We start from the raw sequence: 23,114 nt of genomic DNA on the forward strand, positions 1-23,114 counted from the left end.
GTACAGTTTGACAAAACCGTTATGGTAGGGCGAGCAGTACGGATGGATGAGCAGACGACAACAGATGAGGGCGGCCGGACGCTTGTCGAAAGCGTCATGGCGACGATCAGGCACAGGATCGCCGCGCGCAGCCTCACACCGGGAATGCGGCTGCCTTCGATCCGGGCGTTCGCCAAGGCCATGCAGGTTTCCAAATCCACCGTGGTCGAAGCCTATGAGCGTCTTGCGGCGGAAGGCATGATCCGCTCGCGGCCGGGCTCGGGCTTCTATGCCGCCGGACCGCTGGCTCCGTTGTCGCTGGCCGAGATCGGCCCCAGGCTTGACCGTGCTGTCGACCCGCTCTGGGTCTCGCGCCAATCGCTGGAAGCCGGCGACGGCGTCCTGAAACCGGGTTGCGGCTGGTTGCCGGCGTCATGGATGCCCGAGGCCGGATTGCGTCGCGCGCTGCGGACGATGGCCCGCGCCGACGACGCAGCGCTGACCGATTACGGCACGCCGCTCGGCTTGCCGGCGCTACGCCATCTGCTGGCGCGGCGCATGGCCGAGCACGGTATCGAAGCCTCCCCGGACCAGATCATGCTGGCGGAATCGGGCACTCAGGCGATCGACCTGCTGTGCCGGTTCCTGCTCGAACCGGGTGACACGGTGTTGGTCGACGATCCCTGCTACTTCAACTTCCATGCCCTGTTGCGCGCCCATCGGGCCAAGGTGATCAGCGTCCCCTACACGCGCTCGGGTCCGGACATCGAACGGTTCGCGCAAGCGCTGAACGAGCACCGGCCGCGCCTCTACATCACCAATTCGGCGCTCCACAATCCGACCGGCGCGATATTGTCCCCGGTCGTTGCCCATCGGCTGCTGAAGCTCGCCGACCAGTCGGGGCTGACGATCATCGAGGACGATATCTTCGCCGATTTCGAACACACACCGGCGCCCAGGCTGGCTGCCTTCGACGGCCTCAGCCGGGTCATTCATATCGGAAGCTTTTCCAAGACGCTGTCGGCATCGGTGCGCTGCGGCTTCATCGCCGCTCCTCGCGACTGGATGGAAGGATTGACCGATCTCAAGATCGCCACGTCGTTTGGCAGCGGTCGGCTTGCATCCGAACTGGTACTGACGCTGCTGAAGGACGGCCTCTATCGCAAGCACGTCGATCTGCTGCGCGCGCGGCTCTCGCGCGCCATGGAAGAAACCGGCACCCGCCTCAGGGCGATCGGCATCGTGCCATGGATAGATCAGCCCGCCGGCATGTTTCTATGGTGCAGGCTGCCGGAGGGGATAGATGCCGCGGACGTCGCCCGCCATGCTCTGTCGGCCAATGTCGTGCTTGCGCCCGGCAATGCGTTCAGCCTGTCTCGTTCGGCCAGCCGTTACATGCGCTTCAACGTCGCCCAATCGGGAGACGACCGGGTTTTCAGGGCGCTTGAACAGGCGATGTCGCGTTGATTGCGCTGCCGCAAAACTGAGGCTGAACTCTCAGGCCCCTGCCCGCTTGCGGCGTGCATAAAGCATGACGAGCGTCTCGGCGGTCAGCGCCGGCCTCTGCTCGCCTTCGATCTCGACCGTATTGGCGGCCTTCATCAGATATTGCCCCGGACCTTTGTCTTCCATCGACAACAGCGTGGTGCGCAGCCTGATTCGCGAGCCGACCCTGACCGGCGCCACGAAGCGCACTTTGTCGAAACCGTAGTTGAACGCGGCCTGCGTGTTTTCAGGTACGATCCCCATCTCGAGCGCCAGCGCGCCGATGATCGACAGAGTCAGATAGCCATGCGCGATCGTGGTGCGGAACGGGCTTTGCCGCTTCGCCCGCTCGGGATCGACATGGATCCATTGATGATCGCCCGTGCATTCGGCAAACTGGTCGATGCGGTGCTGATCGACCAGCGTCCAGTCCGAAACGCCCAACTCCTGCCCGGCCATCGCCCTGAGTTGCTCGAAGGTCGGCGGCGTCCTCGGCCGTATCTGCGTCATTCCTGCTTTCCCGATCGCTTGCCTGTTCCGGACCACGACGGGCCGCCCCTGTCAATTCGCCAGTGCGATTCCAGCCCATAATCTTCGGCCGCGAACGCCGGTCTTCGCTGCCGGCAAGCGTGCTGCCGGGGAACAGCTTACCTCTTGTCGTCGCCGGCGCGGATCTCCTCCATCGCCTCATTGATGCGGCTGCGCAGGATTTCAATTGATTCGGTGCCGGACGCCCTTGCCAGTTCGGCCATCTCGCCGGCATTCTTCAGCGCGGTCTCGAAGGATTTCCTGGCGAACGCCGCCTGCTTCTGCATCATTTCCTGCGGATTGCCGGGTGCTCTGTAGCTTTGTGCCATGTGGGTGATTTCGCGCAGCGTGTCCTGCAGCATCTCGCGTTGCCTTGACAACAGCGCCGACGCTCCGGCGGCGCTCGCCCGTGCCGACTTCTCCAGCGCTTCCAGGTTCCTGGCGTGGTGGGCGAGGATCGCCTCGACATCGACATTCGGCAGCTTCAGGTCGCGGCCGAATTTGCCGAACATGTCGATGAAGGACTCGGACTCCGGTCGTTTTGCCATGCTGGTTCTCTCCCCTGTTGCCGCGAACGCCGCCACTGCACGGAAGATAGTGCAGCGAAGCTCAGCGGTCCATTCGGACTAGTCAGCCGACAAGAAACAGCCGTTCGGCAGTGTAGAGCACGAGGCCGGCAAGGCCACCGATGATCATGCCGTTGAAGCGGATATATTGCAGGTCCTTGCCGATGTTCATTTCGATAAGCCTTGTCAGTTGCGCGAGGTCCCAGCGCTTGACCTGGTCGGCGATGAACTTCGACACGCCGCTCTTCTGGCTTTCGACGAAGGAGGCCAGCGCCACGATGAACCCCTGGTTCATGTCGGCCCTGATCTGCGCGTCGTCGGCAAGATGGCGGCCGACCTCGACGAACATGGTGGCGAGATGGTCGCGGATCATCGAATTCGGCGCCTTGGCGTCCTGTTCGATGAACAGCCGCAGGCTGTCCCACATATCGCCGGCCAGCGCGCTGAGCTCCGGCCGGGCAAGGAAATCGCGCTTCAGCTTTTCGGCGCGCCTGGCATATTGTTTGGATGTCCTCAGCCGCTCGACGAAGGTTTCGACGAAAAGGTCGAATTCGGCTCGCATCGGATGGTGCGGATCGGCCCGCACCTCATCGAGCAGCGAGCCGGCCGACGCAACGATCTTCTTCAACAGATAGGCGTCGGCGCGAAACAGGTTGAACAGCGACGGCAGTTCCTCACGGATCTTCTCGCGCATCGTCGCCAGCGCCTGCTCGTCGCTCAGGAAGCGGCCGACCACCTTGGTGAACTCGTCGAATAATTTCTGGTGGCGGCGATCGTCGGTCAGCGCCGACAGCAGCTCGGCGGCGAGCGGCGCCAGCGGCACCTTTTCGATCTGCTCCAGCATGCGGCTGGTGACGAAGCCGCGCAGTCCGGATTGCTCGACCGCCGCCAGCGCCTGCGGCACCAGCCGGCCGACGAAGCGCGATAAATCGGCGGCGCGGTTCGGGTCGGCCAGCCAGTCCGCGACCAGCGCCGAAAAGTCGACCTCGGCGAGCTTTTCGCGCACCGGTTCCGGCGCCAGGAAATTCACCTCGATGAAGCGGCCGAGATTGTCGGCGATGCGATTCTGGTTTTCCGGGATGATGGCCGTATGCGGGATCGGCAGGCCAAGTGGCCGCCGAAACAGCGCCACCACCGCATACCAGTCCGCCAGCCCGCCGATCGTCGCCGCCTCGGCGAAAGCGGCGACGAAGCCCAACCACGCATGCCGGCTCTCGAGCGATTTCGCCACCGCAAAGACCAGCACGCAAAACGCAAGTGCTGCGGCGGCGACGAACTTGGTGCGCCTGAGCGCCGAAAGCTTGGCGTCGGCATCGGCGTCGAACCGGACGGACGCGACGGATGCAAATGCCGGGGCTGGTCGTGACATGATGGGCCGCTCCTGATCGTGTATGCGAACTTATCTAGTGTCGCCTGCCCCAGAAAGCGCGCCGCTGGTTCCGGTGCGCGCAATCGTGCACGCAAACTTGACGCCAGAATTCATCTATTATGCAGCGCCAGTCTGGAATTGTTCCAAACTATAGGCCATATTGACGCCAACCACTGTTATGTGAGGACACAATGCGGCTTACCCGTCAGACCAATTACGCCATGCGCATTCTGATGTATTGCGCCGCCAACACCGAGCGGTTGAGCCGCATCCCCGAGATCGCCGCCGCCTATTCGGTATCGGAACTTTTCCTGTTCAAGATCCTGCAGCCGCTGGTCGAAAACGGCCTGATCGAAACGGTGCGCGGCAGGAATGGCGGCGTCAGGCTCGGCCGCGCGGCCGAATCAATCAGCCTGTTCGATGTCGTGCGGGTAACGGAGGAAAGCTTTGCCATGGCCGAGTGCTTCGAGAACGACGCCGCCGAATGTCCGCTGGTCGACAGCTGCGCGCTGAATTCGGCATTGCGCGAAGCGCTCAACGCCTTCTTCGCCGTGCTGTCGCGCTACACGATCGCCGATCTGGTGGCGGCGCGCCCGAATGTGCGGCACCTGCTCGGCATAGACATGCTGGTGCAAAGGGCGCCGGCCGCCTGATTTTTGGTCGCATCTCAGTTGGTGAGGTCTGTTGAGATTCAGGTCAGGCCGAGCCGGAGTCGAAGACGGGCGCGAAGCGACCAAAATGGTGGTTTCCGAGAACCGGAACGGAGCGTACGTTTGGGTACGTGAGTACCGGCCTGCGCCGGCCATAGCCTTAACTGCCGCACCTCTCATGAATGCTTCGGCCGGCGAAGGCCGGAAGCGCAGGAAACCGCCATTTGCAGGCCGGCATCACCTGAATATCAACAGATAGACTGCGGCAATACGAACGGCATGTTTGCCGCCGGCAACACGCCGACCTTCAGCCGGCAATCGAAGACCTTTTCGATCAGCTCGTCGCTGAGCACCTGCTGCGGCGAACCTGTAGCGGCGAGCCTGCCGCGATGCATGACGAAAATCCGGTCGGCATACATCGCCGTCAAATTGAGGTCGTGCAGGATGGCGACCACGCCGCCGCCGCGTCTGGCGAAATCGCGGGCGATGTCCATGATGATCAGCTGGTGTTTGATGTCGAGGCTGGACACCGGCTCGTCGAGGAACAAATAGCGCGGCTTGCCGTCGAGCACCGGCGCCCAGACCTGGCAGAGTACGCGAGCAAGCTGCACGCGCTGCTGTTCGCCGCCGGACAGCTCCTGGTAGAAGCGGCCGGCGAAACCGTCGAGGTCGACGCGAGCCAGCGCCCGTTCGGGCAGGCGCTGGTCCTCGCCGGACAGCGCGCCGGAGCGCCCGCCGACCAGGCCCAGCCTGACGATCTCACGCACTGTGAACGGGAAGGACAGCGTCGTCGCCTGCGGCAGCACGGCGCGCAGCGTCGCCGCTTCGAGAGGCTTCATCGCGGATAGATTGCGGCCGTTGACGGTGACCTCTCCCGAATAGCCAAGATCGCCGGACAGTGCTCTGAGGAAGGTCGTCTTGCCCGAACCGTTGGGGCCGACGATGGCCGCGATTTCGCCGGGCCGCGCCTCGAAATCGACATTGGCGACAATGCGCTTGCCGCCAATCGCCACCGAGACATCGCGCGCTTCGATCATAGGCAAACCCTCACAAGTCGATGACGCCGCGCTTGCGCAGCAGGATCCACAGGAAGAACGGCGCACCGGCGACCGCGGTGACGATGCCGATCGGCAATTCGGCCGGGGCAACGATGGTGCGGGCGACGGCGTCGGCCAACAGCAGCAGCGCGGCACCAAGCAGTGCCGATGCCGGCAGCAAATAGCGGTTGTCGGGGCCGATCAGCAGGCGCAGCAAATGCGGCACGACGATGCCGACGAAGCCGATGCCGCCGCTGACGGCGACCGACGCGCCGACCGCTGCCGAGACGCCGACAATCGCGGAGTATTTCAGCCGCTGCACCGGAATGCCGAGATGGCCGGCCGTGGCCTCGCCGAGCGCCAGCGCGTTGAGGCCGCGCGCCAGGAACGGCATTGCCGCCAGCGCCAGCACGATGACCGGCCCGACCGAGCCGATCTTCTGCCAGGTTGCGCCGCCCAGCGAGCCGAGCTGCCAGAAGGTCAGGTCGCGCAATTGCCGGTCGTCGGCCATGAAGATCAGGATGCCAGTCAGCGCCATGGCAAGCGCGGCCAGCGCGATGCCGGCGAGCAGCATGGTGGCGACGGAGGTCTGGCCTTGCCGTGTCGCGACCCGATAGAGCAGCAATGTCGTAGCCAGCCCGCCGCAGAACGCAGCCAGCGGCAAAGCCATCGTGCCGAGCGCCGAAGTCAGCGGCGCCAGCATGGTCGAGCCAAGCACGATGACGGCGACCGCACCGAGGCTCGATCCGGCCGAAACGCCGATCAGGCCGGGGTCGGCCAGCGGATTGCGGAACAACCCCTGCATGACGGCACCGGAGACTGCAAGCGATGCGCCGATCAGCACGCCCAGAACAACGCGCGGCAGACGGATGTCATGGATGATCAGGCGGTCGCGGGCGCTCAATGCCGCGTCGCCGGGCAACGCGCCGAACAGCCAATCATGCATGACGCCGATGGCCGAGGCATCGGATGCGCCGGAGGTCAGCGACAACAGCACGGCGATAGCCAGCCCGACGCAGAGCAGCACGATGACGAGGCGGGCGCGCCGCGAACGATCACCCTCGGCTGCCGTCGCCATGATGCCCGCCGCACCGGCGATCGAATGATCGGCCATCGCGCTCAATCCGTGACCTGGCCGCCATAGAGCGAGACGGCGAGGTCGTGGATGGCGTCGGCCGTGCGCGGGCCGAAGCCGAGCAGGTAGCCGCCGTCCATGCGGATCAGCCTGCGGGCGGCACCCGCCGGCGTCGAAGCCACGGCAGGGTTCGAAAACAATTCGTCATCCGCGGTGGCCGGTCCGGCATTGTTCATCATCAGGATCACGTCGGGCCTGGCGGTGATGACTGCCTCGTCCGACAATTGCTTGTAGCCGGCAAAGCCGTCGATGGCGTTGATGCCGCCCGAAAGCTTGATGATGCCGTCGGCGGCGGTGTCGCTGCCGGCGGCAAGCAGCTTGCCGCCCTGCATCGACAGCACGAACAGGATGCGCTCGCGATCCTTGATCGAGGCGGTCTGCTTTTCGGCTACCTTCAGCTTGGCGTCTATCTGGGCCGCCAGCGCATCGGCCTTGGCCTCGGTGCCGAGCGCCTTGCCGACGATGTGGATCTTTTCGAGAATGCCTTGATTATCATAGCGCTCGGGCACCTCGATGAACGGGATGCTTGATTTCTTCAGCACGTCGACGGCTTCCTTCGGTCCGCTGCCGTGCAACGCCAGTATGCCCGACGGATTGACCGACAGCACACCCTCCGGCGACAGCTGGCGCATGTAGCCGACATCCGGCAGTTCCACCGCCGCTTGCGGATATCGGCTGGTCGAATCGCGTGCGACAAGGCGATCCTGTTCACCGAGCGCGTAGACGATCTCGGTGATCGAGCCGCCGATGGCCACGATCCTCGAGCGATCGGCGAAAGTCGCGATGCCCTCGGCGGCTTGAGCCGTCATCAGCGTGGCGAACCCCAGGAAAACGGCGGCCGCAGGACCAAGCGCCGACCTGGAGACCGATGCCAGCCTGGAGACAAGAACCATCGTCGTTTTCCTCAGGCTGCGGTCGGGCTTGGGATACGCGGCAGGTTTTCGGCCAGAAAGCGCCAGTCTTCGCGCTCGCTTTCGCCTTCATGCCGCTTACCGAAGAACTGGATGATCATCTTGCCGTCGGCGCCATAGACTTCGAGCGACGTGACATGGCCGTCCCCGGTCGGCTTGCGCACGGCCCAGACCTCATCGATGTGGTCGGTCCGCAGGTGCAGATGGAAGGTCTCGTCGAGCACGTTGAGCCATGGTCCCATCGGCTTGATCGAGGCGACGGGGCCGGAATGGATCTGGATGCAGCCGCGATTGCCGACAAAGCACATGATCGGAATGGCGCCGGCAGCGGCGTGGTTGAACATGGCGTTCACTGCATTCTTGTCGACCAGCCAGGCGTAGTCCTGGCCGACCATGCGCACCGCCTGTCGGCGGCTGATCTTCAGTGTCTTCAGCATGCCGAAGAACTGGTGCACGTCGGTCAGCTGGCTCCAGCGGTCGCGCAGATCGTCGATGCTCGCCGGGTTGTCCGCAGTCTCGGTCTCGTCGGTGGTGCCCGCTGAAATCGCCACCGTCGGCTCCTGGTTCGGCGATTCCAGCCCGGCCACCAGTTTCTGATAGGCGTAAAGATTGGAGGCTGGCCTGAGATGCACCTTGTGTACCGCCTCGCCTGCGGTGTCGAAGAACTGCAGGCTGCGGCGGATGCCGGCGCCGTCGCGCTTTCCCACGGCAAAGCCGTGTGCCCAGACTTTTGGGAAAATGCGCAGGTCGATATTCTCACCGAGCACCATGGCATTGTGATTGCCGGTGACGACCTTGTCGTAGACGCCGATCTTCTCGTGCACCGCGCTTTCGTTGCGGGTCAGCGCCATCACCTCACCGACAGCTTCGAGGCCAGTCAAGAGGTCATTGACGCGCGGCTCGACCCGCACGACCCCGTCGCCGCAATGCGCGGCGACCAGTTCGGCCTCCGAAATCCCGAGCTGGGCGGCGAGGTCGCGCTCGCGCATTTTCGGATTGTCTGCCCGTGCCCGCCGGATCTCGTGCGGGGCGGGTTTTACGCGCTGGTCCATTTCTGCCACCTACTTGTTGAGTATGAGCTTGCCCTGCCGGGTGATCTTCAGCCGGTACAGCGCACCATGATGCTCGATGCCGATCTCGTGCTCGCCCTGGAACAGCGTGTTGCTGGACAGCGTTCTCACGGCCGATTGGACCCGGTCGAAACGGACGGAATTTTCGTCGGAACGGCGGACGCGATAGCGAAAGTCGCTGGGATTGTGCGTGTTCATTGGTTCGATCCCTTTCCTGTGCCGGGCATCTGGCGCGGCGCCTGCGTGAAATGCCGATTCAATTCTTGACTCGAATGATCATGTTATCTAGCAGTGCAATACCGGAGTAAATGAGTCAACATTTAAGACGCCGGACACGATGAAAAATGCCAGCGAGCCCCAAGCCAGCCAGCATCGAACATGGATTCTTGGAGCTGCAGCATGGGGTTGGCGAATTGGGGACGGCTGGCGGGCAGCGGCCTGACACATAGTTCTATGACAAGCAAAATGGCCGCGTTGCTGGCCGGCGCGGCGGCGATCCCGCTGCTCGCCACACCGGCCGGCGCCCAGCAGGCCGCCCAACCGGCAGCCGACCAGCAGCAGGCTGACCCGTCTCAACAGCCCGAAAAGGTAAAGCCGGCCCCGGCGGGTACCACACTGCTCGACAAGATCCTGATCCTCAGCCGTACCGGCGAGACGGCGATCGAGTCGCTTGCTTCAGCCAGCCATGTCGACGAGGAACAGCTCGAGCGCCGCATGGCGACGACGCCCAACGAAATGCTGTTCGGTGTGCCAGGTGTCGCCGTCCAGGCCGACGCAAGGCGTGTCAGTTCCAGCATGAACATCCGCGGCCTGCAGGACTTCGGCCGCGTCTCCGTCATCGTCGACGGCGCCCGCCAGAATTTCCAGCGCTCGGATCATGGCACGCAATCGACCTTCTACATCGATCCCGAATTGATCAAATCCGTCGATGTGATCCGCGGTCCGGTCGCCAACACCTATGGCTCCGGGGCGATCGGCGGCGTCGTATTTTTCGACACCAAGGATGCGCAGGATTTCCTCAAGCCCGACGAGACCTGGGCGGCATCCGCGACCGGGCGCTACGAAACCAACGGCGAAGGCTGGACCACCAGCGCCACCGGCGCCTATCGGATCAACGAGAACTGGGACGTGCTTGGCAATATCGTCTACCGCGACTATGACGACTACGAGCATGGCGGCGGCGACACTGTAGCGGGCACCGGCTTCGACGTCTTGAGCGGCCTCCTCAAGACGACCATCCGCCCCAGCGAAAACAGCGAGCTGAAGCTGGGCTGGATCGGCTCGAACGACGGATGGACCGAGACCAGCGGCAGCGCGCCGGTGAACGACGCCGACCTGAAGGCGAATACCTTCACGGCCCGCTACAACATCACCGACCAAGACAAGAGCTGGCTCGACCTCCACATCAACGCATCCTACAACAAGACCAAGCTCGATCTGACGACCCTTGTCGCGCAAAACCGGTTTGATCCGGTCACCGGTCTGCCCGTGGTTTTGCCGGCGGGTTCGAAATCGACGTTCGACATCGGCACCTCCGGCATCGACATTTGGAACACGTCGAGATTCGAGACCGTCGGCATTGCGCATGAGCTGACCTATGGCGGCGACTGGGTTGGCGACGATGTCGAGACAGGCGGCACGGCGGGCGGCGACAGCTTCTATACGCCCTCGGGCAACAGGAACGTCTCCGGCGCTTACGTTCAGGACAAGCTCACCTGGGACTGGCTCGAGGTCATCGCCGGGCTGCGTTACGACAGCTACAAGCTCGACAGTGATGTCGGCGAAACCTCTGGCGACCGGCTGTCGCCACGCATCACAGTGGGCATTTCGCCCTTCGAAACCGCCAGCCTTTCCGGCCTGCAATTCTACGGCACCTATGCGGAAGGCTACCGTTCTCCGTCGCTGTCGGAGACCCTGATCAGCGGCAATCATCCGGCCGGCGTCAGCTTCCCGTTCCTCCCTAATCCCGATCTCAAGCCTGAAACCGGCAAGACCGTGGAATTCGGCGTCAATTACAGCACCAACGGCGTCATTGAGGCCGACGACGCGCTGCGGCTGAAGGCGGCCTATTTCAACAACAATGTCGACGATTACATCGACGGCGTGACGCTCTCGCCGTTCGACCCGACCAGCGGCTGCCCGTTCGGTCCGGGCATCCCGATCTGCTTCCAGTATCAGAATTTCGCCAAGGCCAAGATTCACGGCTTCGAGATGGAGGGCGTCTATGATGCCGCCTGGGGCTTTGCCGGGCTTTCGGCGTCGTTCACCGACGGCCATACGATTTCCTATGAAGGCGAACGGGCGGACCTTGTCACCATCCCTTCCTCCCAGGTCACCGGGCAACTCGGCTTTCGATTCCTCGAGGACAGGCTGACCGTCGGCGGCGAGGTGCAATACAACGGCGAGCCGCAGGGCAACCCGGTGGCCAGGGACTACACGCTGGTCAATGCCTTCGCCAGCTACCAGGCGACCGACAATTTCAAGGTCGATTTCCGCGCCGACAATCTGTTCGACGTCAAATACGCCAACCCGCTGAACGCATCGACGACGAGTGTTGTCTACGAGCCAGGCGTCACGCTGAAGCTGGCGGCGACGATGAGGTTTGGAGGCTGACAACAATGACAGGCATCACAGCATCCCTTCGTCTGTTCGCCGCGGTGCTGGCAATGTCGCTTGTTGCGGCTCCGGCGTGGACACAACAGCAAGCACCGGCGCTGATCCTCGAGCTCAACGGCGCTCAGCCTTCCGACAAGGGCTGCCGCCTGACCTTCGTGGTCACCAACAAACTCGGCGCCGACCTTTCCAAAGCGGCATTCGAGATCGCATTGTTCAACGACGCCGGCGTCGTCGACCGGCTGACCGTGCTCGACTTCAAGGAGCTGCCGGCAGGCAAGACCAAGGTGACGCGTTTCGATCTTGCCGGCACGGATTGCGGCAAGGTCAGCCGCGTGTTGATCAACAGCGCCACGGAATGCGCCGGCGCCGAGCCGAATGCCTGCATGCGCGGGCTGAAGACGCAGACCAGGACCGGCATCGCCTTCGGGGTCTGAATTTTGGGACCGGAACCCGCATTCGCACGAAACACCGTGGCGTGGCCACTAGCCGGTTTCCTGCCGCCGGAGCCGGACGATCCGGATTTCGCCATCCCGCGCGAGGCGCTGCGTGTTTCGCTGCGCGACAGGCCGGAAGACAGTTACATCGCCGATGCCGACGGCGACTTGCCGACGGTGCCTGCGGAGCCATTGCGGCAGGCACGACAGACGCGGCGCCGCCGCAACTGGACGGTGGCGATCGCCTGCTCTTGCGCATTCCACGTAGCCGTGGCGCTGGCCTTTCTCACGCTGCCGGACGACCGGCCAAGCATCGAAGGTGCCGACCAGCAAGGCGAAATGCTGCTCGGCGCCGACCCGCAGCAGGCGGCCGGCGATGTCGGAGACGATCCGGAAGTGGCCAACGTGACGATGGTGACCATGCTGGACGCCAAGCCGGTCGAAACGGTCGAGGCGCAGGCGGCCGCGGCAGAGGAGACGCTCCAGCCGGTCACCGATGCGGCGGAGACATCGGACAAAGAAGTGGTTGAGCCGGTCAACGAGGCCGCCACGGAAATCGCTGTGCCTGCCGATCGCACCGAGCCAGCACCTGCGCAGCCGGCGCGCCAGGACCCATCGCCCGACGTTCTTGCAACCGACAGGCTGGTGCCTGCCGACGACAATGCCGTGCCGCCGCCAGTCAGCGCGGTCGAAACGGCCGAACCTGCCGAGACGAGTGCGCCGGCACCAGCCGACCCGGGGCCGGCCGAAACGGTTCAGACGACCGAGACAGTCGGCGCGGCGGACGAACCGAAGCCGGACAGGCCGGAGCCCAAGCAGCCGAAGAAGGCAACCGCAAAGAACAAGCCGGTCAAAAAAGCCGAACCGACTGAAACCGAAAAGCCGCCCCTGCGCAAGAAGGCGGGCAAGGCTGCGGCCAAAGCCGACACCAAGAAGAAAAAAGCCGGCTCCGGCGGCCGTGACGAAACGGATGTCGCGCGCGGCATGGCCGACGGCAGGAAGGACGGCAAGATCCTGACCGCCAGCAGAGGCGGCAAATCAGGCATCGGCAATGCAGCCGTCACGAACTATCCCGGCAAGATCAGGTCAAAACTGGTGCGGGCCTTCAATTCGACACGCACGCGCGCCACCGGCACAGCAACCGTTGCCTTTACCGTCAGCTCGAACGGCAGCGTCCGGTCAGCCAGGCTGACGGGCAGTTCGGGTGTTGCCGCGCTGGACAAAGCCGCACTCGACGCAGTCCGCCGGGCTTCTCCGTTTCCTCCTATTCCGGAAGGAGCCGGTCGCTCGGCTTGGCAGTTCGAAGTGCCGCTCGGTATCAGGTAACGATCGTCCTCATGCGGATACCAAAGTCGGCGCCACCCCTGCCCCGCGATGCGCGAACCCTGGCGAAACCTACGCAGCGGCCAGCAGGCTGGCATTGCCGCCCGCCGCCGTGGTGTCGACGCAGACGGCGCGCTCGTGGGCGTAGGCGGCCGGATAATAGACTTCGCTGATCAGCGGCACGATCGGGCCGGCGCGCTCGGCGATGACCTTGCGCACGATGCGCGCGGCCTCGGGCGTGCCGGAAAAGGCCACGACATCGACCCGCAGCGAGCGCGCTTCGACCGGGTCCGGCCGGCCGTCGATGGCCGCCAGCGGCAGGCCCTTGCCGGTCAGCGCCGACAGCGCTGCCGGCGCGCCGGGTGCGACGGCGAGCACGGCATTGCCGGCGGCCAGCGCCTGGATCGTCTGCGCAAGCAGCGTATCCGCGTCGGGACCGAGGCACAGCACGCGCCCGCGCGGCGACAGCGACAGCGTGTTGGCCTCGCCGGTCGGCCCGGGCAGGTCGACCTGGCCGAAATCGATGGCGGCGGCGGTGCCGATGGCGGCGGCACCCTTGCCGCGCAGATGTTTCCTCAGGATGGCGACACGATCCGGACGCGTCGACCAGCCGCCAAGCGCCGGGTCCGGCAGATTGTCGGCGAGCTCGGTCGCAGTCACCTTGCGGCCTTCGGCAAGATGGGTGCCGGCCTCCGGTCCCTTGCGGAAGCGTCGAAGATAATGTGGGCCGCCGGCCTTCGGCCCGGTGCCGGAAAGGCTCTCGCCGCCGAACGGCTGCGCGCCGACGACGGCGCCGATCTGGTTGCGGTTGACGTAGATGTTGCCGGCATGGATGCCATCGACGAAATGCTGGGCGCGGCCTTCGATGCGGGTGTGCAGGCCGAAGGTCAGGCCATAGCCCTTGCGGTTGATCGCCGCGATCACCGCATCAATCTCGTCGGCATCGAAGGTGGCGACATGCAGCACCGGCCCGAACACCTCGCGCTCCAACTCCTCGATGCCCTTGACCCGAAAGACGTGCGGCGCAACGAAGCGGCCGTCCTTCGGCGCTTCGAGCTTGGCGATCAGCCGGCCCTGCAGGCCCATTTTGGTGCAATAGTCACGGATCGACGCTTGCGCCTCGTCATCGATGACCGGACCGACATCGGTCGATATCCGCCACGGGTCGCCGAGGCTGAGCGCTTCCATCGCGCCTTTCAGCATCTCAAGCATCTTCTTCTCGACGTCCTTCTGCACGTAGAGAATGCGCAATGCCGAGCAGCGCTGGCCGGCACTCTGGAAGGCGGAGGCCAGGATGTCGCGCACCGCCTGTTCGGGCAGCGCAGTGGAATCGACAATCATGGCGTTCAGGCCGCCGGTCTCGGCGATCAGCATGGCGTCGGGCGCGGCGGTGTCGGCGAGCTGCTTTTCGATCAGCTTGGCGACCTCGGTCGAGCCGGTGAAGCAGACGCCGGCAATGCGCGGGTCAGCGGTTAGCGGGCCGCCGACCGAGGGGCCGTCGCCGGGCAGAAGCTGGATGACGTCTTCCGGCACGCCGGCCTCGCGCAGCAACTGGACAGCGCGGAAGGCGATCAGCGGCGTCTGTTCGGCCGGCTTGGCGATCACCGAATTACCGGTGACGAGTGCCGCCGCGATCTGCCCGGTGAAGATGGCGAGCGGAAAATTCCACGGCGAGATGCAGGCGATGGCGCCGCGCGCCTCGGTGCCCGCCTCGGCATTGGCGGCCTCAGCCGCATAGTAGCGCAGGAAATCGACCGCCTCGCGCACTTCGGCGACGCCGTCGGCGAGCGATTTGCCGGCCTCGCGGGCGGCGAGTGCAAAGAACTCGACGGCGTTTGCTTCGTAGAGATCGGCCGCCCGGTTGAGGATGGCAGCGCGCTCGGCGACCGGCCGTCTTGCCCATGCCGGTTGTGCCTCGACGGCGATGCGCACGGCGGTCTCGACCTGCTTGGCGCCGGCCTCGCTGACCGTGCCGACCACTTCCGAAGGTTTTGCCGGATTGACGACCGGACGCTGCTTGCCGTAGCCGGCCGCGCGGCTGACCGGCTTGGCGTGCCAGCGCTCCGGCCCGGCGAACTCGGCCCTCGCCTTGTCGATCGCAGCCAGCGTCAGCGTGTCGGTGATATCGAAGCCCTTGGAATTGCGCCGGCCTGGACCGAAGATTGCCGACGGCGGCACGATCGCTGGATTGGCGGCGGGACCTTGTTTCTCCACCGTTTCGAGCGGGTCGCGGGCAATGTCCTCGGGCTCGACTTCCTCGTCGGTGAGCTGGTGGACAAAGGAGGAATTGGCGCCGTTTTCGAGCAGCCGGCGGACCAGATAGGCGAGCAGGTCGGAATGAGCACCGACCGGCGCATAGATGCGGCAGCGAGTGCCTTCGGCCCGCCGCACCGTCTCATGCAGCGCCTCGCCCATGCCATGCAGCCGCTGGAATTCGAACGTATCGCGCTCCGTCGTCATCGACAGAATCGCGGCGACGGTGTGGGCGTTGTGGGTGGCAAATTGCGGGTAGATGCGGTCGGTCATCGCCAACAGCTTCTTGGCGCAGGCCAGGTAGGAGACGTCGGTGTTGGCCTTGCGGGTAAAAACCGGATAGCCGTCGAGCCCGAGCGTCTGCGCCCGCTTGATCTCGGTGTCCCAATAGGCACCCTTGACCAGCCGCACCATGATGCTGCGGTCGTATTTCCTCGCCAGCTCGTAGAGCCAGTCGATGACGAAGGCCGCGCGCGGGCCATAGGCCTGCACGACGACGCCAAAACCGTTCCAGCCGGCAAGCTCCGGTTCGGCCAGCACCCGCTCGATGACGTCGAGCGACAAATCGAGGCGGTCGGCTTCCTCGGCGTCGATGTTGAGGCCCATGCGTGAATGGCGCGCCGCCAGCGCCAGCGACAACAGCCGCTCGGCCATGACGGGCAGCATCTTTTCCTTCTGCGTCACTTCATAACGCGGATGCAGCGCAGACAGTTTTACCGAGATGCCGTGGTTCTGGCGGATGTCGGGGCCGTTGGCGCCGGCATCGAGCGAAGAGATGGCATCGGCATATGCCTTGAGGTAGCGCAGCGCGTCGGCCTCGGTGCGGGCCGCCTCGCCCAGCATGTCGAAAGAATAGAAATAGCCCTTCTGCGTCATCGGTCGGCCGCGCCTGACCGCCTCGGCAATGGTGCGGCCGAGCACGAACTGCTCGCCCATTTCGCGCATGGCGGCGGCGACGGCCTTGCGGATGACCGGCTCGCCAAGCCGGCGCACCATGGCGCGCAGCGTGCCTTCGATGCCGCCCTCGCCCTCGTCGAGCACGCGGCCGGTCAGCATCAGCGCCCAGGTCGACGCATTGATGAAGATCGAGCTCGAGCCGCCCGCATGCGCCGACCAGTCGTGCGGCGCGATCTTGTCGGCGATAAGGTCGTCCATCGTCTCGGTGTCTGGCACCCGCAGCAGCGCCTCGGCCAGGCACATCAGCGCCACGCCCTCCTTGGTCGACAGGCCATAGGCGGACAGGAAGACCTCCATCAGCCGCGGATCGGACGAGCCGCGCACCGCCCGCACTAGATCGGCGGCACGCGCCGAAATCGCCTTGCGGTCTTGCGCGGACAGCCCGGCCGCCTCGGCCAGCCGCTTTACCGCCTGGTCTTCGTCGGGCAAATAATTGGCACGGATCTGCTGGCGGATGGTGTCGAGCGCTGGCATGGCGGTCCTGTAGAGCGAGCATAAGGGAGCGGGCCGACGGTCACCGGACCGAACGGCGCAAGCTAACATAAGTAGGGATTGCAGTCGGTCCAAAGAAGTCGACAGAACAGATCGATCGATCTATCATTAGGACTGATCACCTCCAATTCGACCAGGAATTCAGTGACGGAAGACCAATTGGACCGCATCGACAGGAACATCCTGTCGGCTCTGGGCAGCAATGGCCGGCTTTCCATGTCAGAACTGGCGGCGAAAGTCGGTCTGTCGAAGACGCCGGTGCAGGCACGAGTCAAACGGCTGGAGAAGGACGGCTTCATCAGGGGCTACCAGGCAATCATCGACCGTGAGCGCATGGGCGAAGGCCATGTCGCCTTCGTCCAGGTGAAACTGTCCGACACCCGCTCGGCCGCGCTCGACGCCTTCAACCGCGCCGTGCAGGCGGTGCCGGAGATCGAGCAGTGCCACATGATGGCATCGAGCTTCGACTATCTGCTGAAGGTCCGCACTACCGACATCGCCGCCTACCGCCGTGTGCTTGGCGAGCGCATCTCCGCCCTGCCGCACGTTGCCCAGACCTCGACGTTTGTCGCGATGGAGACGGTGAAGGATCGGTAGGAGAGCGCTGTTGTTGTCCCGCCCTCACTCCGCCAGTGTCTTCAAAAACGCCACCAGCGCCGCGCGTTCGCGGTCCGAAAGCTGCAGCGGGTGGATCTCGGATGTGCCCTCGACGCTTGCCGGTGCCTTCGAATAATGCGCCACCACCTCGTCGAGGGAGGAAAACTGCCCGGCGTGCATGTAGGGCGGCCGGGTGGCGGCACCCCGCAGCGACGGCGTCTTGTAGGCGCGGACGAGTTCCGGCCCGGTCTTGACCATGAAGCGCAACTCGCGGCAGGCGCTGGCATCGCCGTCGCGAAAGGCGCCGAAACAGTTGAACGGATCGGCCTCGACCTGCGCCACCGCCTCGACGCGGCCGCGATCCGGTGGCAGGCCCGCGACCGGCGGCACGCCGGTGTTGTGGAAGCTGCCGTCGGTAAAACGCGGGCCGTTATGGCAGGTCACGCAATTGGCCTTGCCGATGAACAGCTTCAGGCCGAGGATTTCCTCCGGCGAAAAGGCGGCGTCGCCTTTCGGCTCGGCGCCCGCAGCCAGGTCGATGGCGAAGCGGTCGAAGCGTGTCTGCGGCGGCGCGATCGAGCGCTCGAAGGCGGCGATCGCCTTGCCGATGTTGGCAAAGACGCGGTTGACCTCCTCGGCTTGACTGGCGGGCATGGCGTTCCAGGCCGCCTTCTCGGCATCGGTGCCGAGCGGGCCGGCATTGGCCGGCACGCCCGAAAGGTCCGGCAGCGGCCCGAAGATGCGCTCGTAGCGCTCGCCGAAGCGGGCCTTGATGTAATGCGCGAAGGCGGCGCGGTTGCCGGCCTGCTCCAGCGGATTTTCGAGCGGTGTCAGCGCTTGCGCCCACAGGCTGTCGCGCCGCCCGTCCCAGAAGAACCAGGGATCATGCGCGACGCCGGCCAACGGCATGGTACGACGGTTGGTGCGGCCGACGGCGATCGCTTGCGGCAAGTCGTCCTGGAATTGGCGGTCGATCTTGTGGCAGGTCGAGCACGATACCGTGCCGTCGCCGCTCATCCCGGTGTCGAAGAACAGCGTCGAGCCGAGTGCCGCGGCGGCCGGCACATCGGCGAAGCGATTGGTGGTGTCGGGCTTCAGCGGCGGCAGCTTGGATAGTGCCAGCGAGGCGATGGTCTGCTTTTCGGCATCGGAAAACTCCGGTCTGCCGCAGCCGGCAAGCAGGGCCACCACCACCAACGCGAGAAGACTGGGAAACCGGCTCATCAGTGGCTCACAGCACCACATTGAAGACGACAGTGTCCGAACCGGCCGCAGCGGAAATGGCAAAATGCAATTGCCACCACCCGCTCATCGTGAATTTGACGCCGTCGATGCGATAGCGCCCCGCGCCGAGGTAATCGGTCGCCTGCGGGCTGGTCGGCAGACCGTGCTTGTGCTGCGGCATGCCGCCGGAAATCGTTATCGCAGCACCTTCCACCGGCGCACCCTCGACGGTTTTGAGCGTGAGCAGCCAGGATTCCAGTTCGCCCTGCCGGATGACGCCTTTCTCGGGCTCGAAAGTCGCCACGAACAGCTTGTTCGCCGTCGTCTTGGAACGGCCGACGTCCGAACTTGGTTGGGGTGCATGCGGCGCCGTCAGATAGACGATTGCCAGCACGCCGGCGAGCAAGGCAGCCAGGCCGAGGCCTCCAAGAAGATAACGCCATAACGATGCCAAACCCATTCCTGTTCTGCGGATAACGTTTCGCTGGGCAGATCGCGTCCCACGCCCCTGTGGGAAATCGAGCCCAGTGCAAGAATCCGCCGTCGCCAAGCATGGCGCTGCCGGCTGCAAAAAGCTACAGCACCGCAATTGCAGGATGGAGGAGTGCTTCATGGCAGGAAACGGCATCGCCTCGATCGGCGAGTGCATGCTCGAGCTTTCGGGCCAGGCCGGGCCGAACTGGCGCATGGGCTTTGCCGGCGACACGTTCAACACGTTATGGGCGCTGCATGCCTTGAGCGGCGAGCGGCCGGCGACCTATGTGTCGGCCTTCGGCGACGACCCGTTCTCACGCGACCAGATCAAGTTCCTGGCCGAGAACGGCATCGGCATCGGCGCCAGCCCGGTGATAGCGGGCGCCCGCCCCGGCCTCTATGCGATCACGCTGACCGGCGCCGAACGTTCTTTCACCTATTGGCGGACCGATGCGGCCGCAAGGCAGTTGGCTTCGGACCCAGCCGCTTTGCAGAAAAGCCTTGAAAACCAGGCGCTTGTCTATTTTTCCGGTATAACTTTGGCAATTCTCGACGAGGCTCCACGCAAGGTACTGCTGACGGCCGTGGCCACGGCGCGCGTGGCCGGCTCGCTGATTGCCTTCGATCCCAATTACCGGCCGCGGCTGTGGCGCCGGCGCGAGGACGCGCAGGCCGCGATCCTCGAGGCACTCGCCGTCGCCGACATCGCGCTCCCGACCTTTCCCGACGAGCAGATGCTGTTTGGTGATACGACACCGCAGAAAACAGCCGAACGGCTGCGAAAGCTGGCCGGCGAAGTCGTCGTCAAGAACGGTGAGGAACCGGCGCTGATCGCGCAAAACGGAACCTTGCAATCGGTTCCGGCGGTGCACGTCGCCACCCCGGTCGACACCACCGGCGCCGGCGACTCCTTCAACGGCGCCTACCTCGCCGCCCGCCTTGCCGGCCATGCCCCGGCAGAAGCCGTGCTGCGCGCTCATCGCGTCGCCGCCGCCGTCGTGCAGGTGCGCGGCGCCCTGGCGCCGTTCGAGACGCTCAAGGGTGCGTTCGAGGCACCCGCTATCTGACCTTGATGACGACCTTGCCCTTGGCGCGTCCTGTTTCGACATAGGCCAGGGCGTCATTGGTCGCTTCGAATGGAAAGACCCGATCCACAACCGGGCGGATCGCGCCGGTTTCGATGAGAGCGGTGATTTTGCTCAGCTGATCGCCCTGCGCCCACATGAACAGGAACGAAAACTGCACGCCGCGGCGCTTGGCTTTGGCCCGAATTCCGCGACTCAGGAAGCGCAGCACCAGCCTCAGCATCAAGTTCAGTCCCTTTTCCCTGGCAAATTCGGCATCCGGTGGACCGGAGATGGAGATGAGCTTGCCACCCGGTTTCAGCACCCTCAGGGATTTTTCCAGTGTCTTGGCATCCTGGCTGTTCAAAACGACATCGTAGCCCGACAGAACTTTCTCGAAGTCGTCTTTCCTGTAGTCGACGACGACATCGGCGCCGAGACTTTTGACCAGATCGGCACTCGCCGCGCTCGCGGTTGTCGCAACGGTCCCGCCGAGGTGCTTGGCCAACTGAATAGCAAATGTCCCGACGCCGCCGGAACCAGCCTGAATGAAGACCTTCTGTCCCTTCTTCAGGTTTGCCCGTTCGATGAGCGTCTGCCAGGCGGTGAGACCGACCAGGGGAATCGACGCCGCCTCTTCCATACTGAGATTCTCGGGCTTCAAGGCTACGTCGGCCTCATTCACGGCAATGAATTCGGCGAATGTCCCAATCCGGCCATCGCGCGGCCGCGCATAGATCTCGTCGCCGACCTTGAACTTGCTGACTTTCGATCCCACGCGGATAACCTTCCCAGCCACGTCGTGGCCCAGGATGAAGGGCCGGCGGTAGGGCAGGATGAGCTTGAATTCTCCGGTTTTGACCTTGGAATCGAGCAGGTTCACCCCTGCGGCATGGACCTCGACCAAGACATCGCTGTCCTGGAGCTCCGGCTCCGGCATTTCGGCCAGCCGCAGGGCGCCCTTTTTATTATACTTATCGACAACGAATGCCTTCATGGCAGTTACTTTCCAAGAATGTCTGTTGCTGTTCGGGACGAAACAAGCCGAACGTTTTCAGCTGCATGGCCGCCCTGCGGCAAGGCCTCAGCCTCGAGGAAGGACAGCGCCTTCGGGACAAAAGCGGCGTGGTTCTGAAATACCCCGCCATGCCCGGCATCCGGATAGATGACCAGATGCGCCCCCGGGATACGCCCGGCGAGATCGTAGGTATTGCTGCTCGGCACCATCCTGTCCTGGTCGCCATTCGCAACCAAAGTGGGAATGCGGATGGTGCTCAGGTCTTGTGGCGCCTGGAGTCCGTAGGCCTTGATCGCCTTGAGTTGCGCGCCGAACGCGCTCAGCGATATCGCCTTGTCCCGGTTATTCCGGCGCTCTTTCAACCGTTGCAGAAATGCGTTTGCGGCGCGGCGCCCATTCGGCGTTCTTGTGAAGAAGAGATAGTACTTCGGATCCCGAAAAGTCAGCGCGCCCTTGATCATGTCCACGATCGTCAGCGGCGTCACCTTGTCGATGCCTTGCCCACCGGCCGGCCCCGTGCCAGCCAGGATGAGTTTGCGCACAAGCTTGGGCTCGGTCAGCACAATCTCTTGCGCCACGAAGCCGCCGAGTGAAAAGCCGAAGAGATCGACTTCTTCGAACCCCAGCGCCCGGACAAAGGCGACCGCATCCCGCGCCATGCCGGAAATGGTCGACGGAGTTTTGCCACCCGAAGCACCGATTCCGCGATTGTCGAAGGCAATTACCCGCCGGGTCGCAGCGAGGCCATCGACGATGCGCGGATCAAAATTGTCCAGCTGAGCAGCCAGATGGTTGAGCAGGATCACCGGCACGCCCGCCCTGGGCCCGAGTTCCCTGTAAGCAAAGGCTGTGCCGCCGACGTCGATCGAGAGCGTTGGCACGTCCTGGAACAACGCCGGTGAACGCGGCAACCGATTGGATCTATGTGTCATGCTTGGCGTCTCCGTTTCGTAGGGCCTGGCCAAATGTGTTGTGGTTGCTAGTCGCATGTGCGTGAAATCCTCTGGCTCGCCGTTGTTCAGACCGGCAGTCGGAACTGCTTGCGCAGGCTCTTGTCGAAAATCCCCGCGGGGGCAAAGCGGCGCAGCAGGCTGACCTGGCGCGCTGCCTTGCCAGCGGTATAGCGCCGTCGCGGACGGGCATCGGTCGCTGCCTTGACAACCACATCCGCCACCACTTCCGGCCGATCGGCCTTGGGCATCACATCGCCCAGCAGCGCCTTCAACCCGGCTCGAGCCCGATCGTATTCCTTCAACAGCGAATCCGGCTCGATGCCGTTCTGGTCGAAGACGGTGCGGACGAATGCCGGCTCGATGACGGAAACGCGGACGTTGAAGGCGCGCACCTCGTGGTCGAGCGATTCCGAATAGCCTTCGAGCGCGTGCTTGACCGCCGAGTAATGAGCTGAGTATGGCGCGGGTACCAGTCCCAGAATCGAGCCGATATTGATGATGCGCCCTTCGCCGCGCCGCCGCATCGACGGCAACACCGCATTGGTCATTCGCATGACGCCGAACAGATTGACGTCGAACAGGGCTTGTACCTGGGCGACCGAGGATTCCTCGGCGCCTCCTAGCAGACCGACACCGGCATTGTTGACCAGGAGGTCGATCCGGCCGGTCTGCGCGAGCACGGTGGCAACGAGCGCATTGACGGCCGCATCATCGGTCACGTCGCATGCCAGCATGGTCACTCCGCCCGGACCATTACTGGTCTTGCGGCGACTTGTCCCGAAGACAGTGAAACCCGCCCGCGCCAAGGCCTCGGCGCTGGCGCGGCCGATGCCGGAGGAGGCTCCGGTCACGATTGCGGTCTTTTCAGAATTCCCATTCATTTTTGATGTTCCAGGTTCGAGAGGTCTAGCTTATTTCCACGAGTTGAATTATGATCGTAATATCAGATTATGAGCATAATGCAATAGCAGGACAGGAA

Annotated in this window: 21 protein-coding genes; 7 read left to right on the forward strand and 14 right to left on the reverse strand. The window is 64.1% G+C overall.

Features of this window, described 5'->3' with window-relative positions; translation table 11 throughout:
• Nucleotides 1-42: 42 nt before the first annotated feature.
• A complete protein-coding gene (locus NKH49_RS23880) occupies nucleotides 43-1,446 on the forward strand; it encodes an aminotransferase-like domain-containing protein (protein ID WP_352919013.1) in 1,404 nt (467 codons plus the stop codon).
• Nucleotides 1,447-1,476: 30 nt separating this feature from the next.
• Here the strand turns inward: NKH49_RS23880 and NKH49_RS23885 are convergent, their stop codons facing one another.
• From NKH49_RS23885 to NKH49_RS23895, 3 genes are all read right to left on the reverse strand, one after another.
• Nucleotides 1,477-1,974 (reverse strand): MaoC family dehydratase, encoded by a 498-nt coding sequence (locus NKH49_RS23885; protein ID WP_023676428.1) that lies wholly within the window; start codon nucleotides 1,972-1,974, stop codon nucleotides 1,477-1,479.
• A gap of 137 nt (nucleotides 1,975-2,111) precedes the next feature.
• Nucleotides 2,112-2,540, reverse strand: coding sequence for a phasin family protein (locus NKH49_RS23890; RefSeq protein ID WP_352928156.1), 429 nt, complete (start codon nucleotides 2,538-2,540; stop codon nucleotides 2,112-2,114).
• Nucleotides 2,541-2,622: 82 nt separating this feature from the next.
• Entirely contained in the window at nucleotides 2,623-3,927 is a 1,305-nt protein-coding gene (locus NKH49_RS23895) for a DUF445 domain-containing protein (RefSeq protein ID WP_352928159.1), read from the reverse strand.
• A 191-nt stretch (nucleotides 3,928-4,118) separates the two neighbouring features.
• Between NKH49_RS23895 and rirA the strand changes: the two genes are divergently transcribed.
• Nucleotides 4,119-4,580, forward strand: a complete 462-nt coding sequence (gene rirA / locus NKH49_RS23900; RefSeq protein WP_023676431.1) for an iron-responsive transcriptional regulator RirA — start codon at nucleotides 4,119-4,121, stop codon at nucleotides 4,578-4,580.
• A 245-nt stretch (nucleotides 4,581-4,825) separates the two neighbouring features.
• Here the strand turns inward: rirA and NKH49_RS23905 are convergent, their stop codons facing one another.
• The 5 genes from NKH49_RS23905 to hemP are packed head-to-tail and all read right to left on the reverse strand — an operon-like array spanning nucleotide 4,826 to nucleotide 8,928.
• The gene (locus NKH49_RS23905; RefSeq protein WP_352816904.1) at nucleotides 4,826-5,614 is read right to left on the reverse strand and encodes a heme ABC transporter ATP-binding protein; all 789 of its coding nucleotides are present in this window, start codon (nucleotides 5,612-5,614) and stop codon (nucleotides 4,826-4,828) included.
• Between the two features lie 10 nt (nucleotides 5,615-5,624).
• Entirely contained in the window at nucleotides 5,625-6,728 is a 1,104-nt protein-coding gene (locus tag NKH49_RS23910) for a FecCD family ABC transporter permease (RefSeq protein ID WP_352539708.1), read from the reverse strand.
• Between the two features lie 5 nt (nucleotides 6,729-6,733).
• The gene (locus tag NKH49_RS23915; protein WP_352928162.1) at nucleotides 6,734-7,642 is read right to left on the reverse strand and encodes a heme/hemin ABC transporter substrate-binding protein; all 909 of its coding nucleotides are present in this window, start codon (nucleotides 7,640-7,642) and stop codon (nucleotides 6,734-6,736) included.
• Between the two features lie 11 nt (nucleotides 7,643-7,653).
• The gene (locus NKH49_RS23920; protein ID WP_352928165.1) at nucleotides 7,654-8,712 is read right to left on the reverse strand and encodes a hemin-degrading factor; all 1,059 of its coding nucleotides are present in this window, start codon (nucleotides 8,710-8,712) and stop codon (nucleotides 7,654-7,656) included.
• 9 nt (nucleotides 8,713-8,721) lie between these two features.
• Nucleotides 8,722-8,928: a hemin uptake protein HemP gene (gene hemP / locus NKH49_RS23925; RefSeq protein ID WP_352451949.1), complete on the reverse strand. Its 207-nt coding sequence runs from the start codon at nucleotides 8,926-8,928 to the stop codon at nucleotides 8,722-8,724.
• 201 nt (nucleotides 8,929-9,129) lie between these two features.
• Here hemP and NKH49_RS23930 point away from each other — a divergent pair, with 201 nt between their 5' ends.
• The 3 genes from NKH49_RS23930 to NKH49_RS23940 are packed head-to-tail and all read left to right on the forward strand — an operon-like array spanning nucleotide 9,130 to nucleotide 13,106.
• Complete coding sequence (locus tag NKH49_RS23930) at nucleotides 9,130-11,343, forward strand: TonB-dependent hemoglobin/transferrin/lactoferrin family receptor (RefSeq protein ID WP_502907927.1); 2,214 nt, start codon at nucleotides 9,130-9,132, stop codon at nucleotides 11,341-11,343.
• Between the two features lie 5 nt (nucleotides 11,344-11,348).
• On the forward strand, nucleotides 11,349-11,780 hold the full coding sequence (locus NKH49_RS23935; RefSeq protein ID WP_352928170.1) for a hypothetical protein: 432 nt from the start codon (nucleotides 11,349-11,351) through the stop codon (nucleotides 11,778-11,780).
• Nucleotides 11,781-11,816: 36 nt separating this feature from the next.
• Nucleotides 11,817-13,106 carry an energy transducer TonB family protein gene (locus tag NKH49_RS23940; protein WP_352928173.1) on the forward strand — a complete coding sequence of 430 codons (1,290 nt, stop codon included), beginning with the start codon at nucleotides 11,817-11,819 and terminating at the stop codon, nucleotides 13,104-13,106.
• Nucleotides 13,107-13,175: 69 nt separating this feature from the next.
• Here NKH49_RS23940 and putA read toward each other — a convergent pair whose 3' ends face one another.
• Nucleotides 13,176-16,787, reverse strand: a complete 3,612-nt coding sequence (putA, locus tag NKH49_RS23945; protein WP_352928176.1) for a bifunctional proline dehydrogenase/L-glutamate gamma-semialdehyde dehydrogenase PutA — start codon at nucleotides 16,785-16,787, stop codon at nucleotides 13,176-13,178.
• Nucleotides 16,788-16,949: 162 nt separating this feature from the next.
• On the opposite strand from putA, the gene NKH49_RS23950 reads away from it, so the two are divergent.
• Nucleotides 16,950-17,402, forward strand: a complete 453-nt coding sequence (locus NKH49_RS23950; RefSeq protein WP_023676441.1) for an Lrp/AsnC family transcriptional regulator — start codon at nucleotides 16,950-16,952, stop codon at nucleotides 17,400-17,402.
• Between the two features lie 24 nt (nucleotides 17,403-17,426).
• Here NKH49_RS23950 and NKH49_RS23955 read toward each other — a convergent pair whose 3' ends face one another.
• Both NKH49_RS23955 and NKH49_RS23960 read right to left on the reverse strand, forming a co-directional pair.
• On the reverse strand, nucleotides 17,427-18,626 hold the full coding sequence (locus tag NKH49_RS23955) for a cytochrome-c peroxidase (RefSeq protein WP_352928179.1): 1,200 nt from the start codon (nucleotides 18,624-18,626) through the stop codon (nucleotides 17,427-17,429).
• A 7-nt stretch (nucleotides 18,627-18,633) separates the two neighbouring features.
• The gene (locus NKH49_RS23960; protein WP_352470464.1) at nucleotides 18,634-19,080 is read right to left on the reverse strand and encodes a FixH family protein; all 447 of its coding nucleotides are present in this window, start codon (nucleotides 19,078-19,080) and stop codon (nucleotides 18,634-18,636) included.
• Nucleotides 19,081-19,237: 157 nt separating this feature from the next.
• Between NKH49_RS23960 and NKH49_RS23965 the strand changes: the two genes are divergently transcribed.
• The gene (locus tag NKH49_RS23965) at nucleotides 19,238-20,167 is read left to right on the forward strand and encodes a sugar kinase (RefSeq protein ID WP_352928182.1); all 930 of its coding nucleotides are present in this window, start codon (nucleotides 19,238-19,240) and stop codon (nucleotides 20,165-20,167) included.
• Here the strand turns inward: NKH49_RS23965 and NKH49_RS23970 are convergent.
• The 3 genes from NKH49_RS23970 to NKH49_RS23980 all read right to left on the reverse strand — a co-directional run bounded on the left by NKH49_RS23970 (nucleotide 20,160) and on the right by NKH49_RS23980 (nucleotide 23,016).
• Nucleotides 20,160-21,161, reverse strand: coding sequence for an NADP-dependent oxidoreductase (locus NKH49_RS23970; RefSeq protein ID WP_352928185.1), 1,002 nt, complete (start codon nucleotides 21,159-21,161; stop codon nucleotides 20,160-20,162). The genes NKH49_RS23965 and NKH49_RS23970 overlap by 8 nt on opposite strands.
• A gap of 5 nt (nucleotides 21,162-21,166) precedes the next feature.
• Entirely contained in the window at nucleotides 21,167-22,114 is a 948-nt protein-coding gene (locus tag NKH49_RS23975) for an alpha/beta fold hydrolase (protein WP_352831010.1), read from the reverse strand.
• A gap of 86 nt (nucleotides 22,115-22,200) precedes the next feature.
• The gene (locus NKH49_RS23980; protein ID WP_352539699.1) at nucleotides 22,201-23,016 is read right to left on the reverse strand and encodes an oxidoreductase; all 816 of its coding nucleotides are present in this window, start codon (nucleotides 23,014-23,016) and stop codon (nucleotides 22,201-22,203) included.
• Nucleotides 23,017-23,114 lie beyond the last annotated feature (98 nt).

This window comes from Mesorhizobium sp. M1088 (assembly GCF_040318575.1).
Classification (GTDB): domain Bacteria; phylum Pseudomonadota; class Alphaproteobacteria; order Rhizobiales; family Rhizobiaceae; genus Mesorhizobium.